This window comes from Clostridium sp. C2-6-12, from assembly GCF_009928485.1.
Classification (GTDB): Bacteria; Bacillota; Clostridia; order Clostridiales; family Clostridiaceae; genus Clostridium.
This window is the reverse complement of record NZ_JAABNP010000085.1, coordinates 1-1,520: the sequence shown is the minus strand read 5'-3', so window position 1 is coordinate 1,520 and position 1,520 is coordinate 1. Positions and strand designations below refer to the sequence as shown.

Below are 1,520 nucleotides of genomic sequence, written 5' to 3'. Positions count from 1 at the left end.
AATCACTTTTTAGAACTCCAAATGCTCCTTCGACCTGAATAGATCTGTTCATTCTTAATTTAGTTCCAAATTCAGTTGTAATATTTTTATAGGATATTTCACGCTTTTCCACAAAGGTTTTTGAAACCTGCATCTTTCTATTTCCTTTTGCTTTTGTGCACTTTATTTTATGATTACAGTTATCACAGTTTTCACATTCATACACAGTTATTTCTGATTTGTATCCACTTGCGGATTTTCTATGAATAATAGAAGTCGGTATTAATTTTTTATCATTATGGCAAATATAAAAATCAGATTCAGCATCATATTTCATATTTTCACGCTTACTTATATCATTTTTAAAACTTCTTTTTTTCCACTTCTCATAAGTTTGTGGTTTTATATAAGGAGTTTGTTTATTTGATTCTAAAAACAAATAATTTTCTTCACTCTCATAACCTGAATCTGCAATTATATTAAGATATTTTCGGCCAATTTTTTCTTTCATATTCTTAAGCATAGGTATCAAAGTTGCTATGTCATTTCTATCATCAAATATTCCGACCCCGGTTACGTATTCACTTTCAACTGCTATTTGTACATTATATGCAGGTTTTAATTGCCCATTTCTCATATGATCATCTTTCATATGCATGAAAGTTGCATCCGTATCAGTTTTGGAATAACTATTTCTTTTTGAAAATATTCTTTTACTCAAATTATATTTTTCTTGTCTTTCTTTATATTCAGATAGTTGCTCTGTCCACTTTTGAATTTTAGTTTTTCGTTTACCAATTCCATGAACAAATTCTATGTTTCTTTTCTTTTTTTCACATACAAGCCAGTGGAGAATTTTATCAATATCATCTATTAATGTTTCTTTCTGAAGAGTGAATTCATTTAATTCTTCAAGGTTAATATTTTCTAAAAGAACAAGAAGCTTACCAAACATTTTTTCTTCATTCTTTACAATAGTTTTTTTCCAAACAAACGTATAACGATTAGCATTCGCTTCGATTTTTGTGCCATCAATAAATGCATTTTCAAATAGTATTTCATTTTGACTTGCTAAATAATTAACTTGTTGATAAAATAAATCTTCAATTATCTCATTTGAAATATATTCTTTACGAAATCTACTTATTGTGGCATGATCGGGTGCCTTATAACATTGAAGTAACCACTTGAAATTTATATCTCTTTTGCATGCTTTTTCGATTTTTCTGCTTGAATAAATATTTTGAGAATAAGCATATGATATTATTTTGAACATGATTTTAGGGTCCACTGCCGGTTTTCTTCCAACGGAAGAGTACGCCGAATACAACTTACTATAATCTAATCCCTCCAATACATGGCTTAGCAAGCGGACAGAATCATCTTCTGGTATTAAGTTTTCTAAATTTAATGGTAATACAAGTTGAAATTTATCATTAAATTCATTATAATTTTTAATGTATGATTTATTTAGTTGCATAAGTTAATTATACAATGAATGTGAGTTCCTCGGAATTCACATTTTTTTATTTCCATAAAAA

The 1,520-nt window shown here is 28.1% G+C and carries 1 protein-coding gene; it reads right to left on the bottom strand.

The window, feature by feature from the left end; genetic code table 11:
- Positions 1-1,459 (bottom strand): IS1182 family transposase (locus tag GXK56_RS27470; RefSeq protein ID WP_160693480.1); only part of this gene is annotated, 1,459 nt, incomplete at its 3' end.
- Positions 1,460-1,520 lie beyond the last annotated feature (61 nt).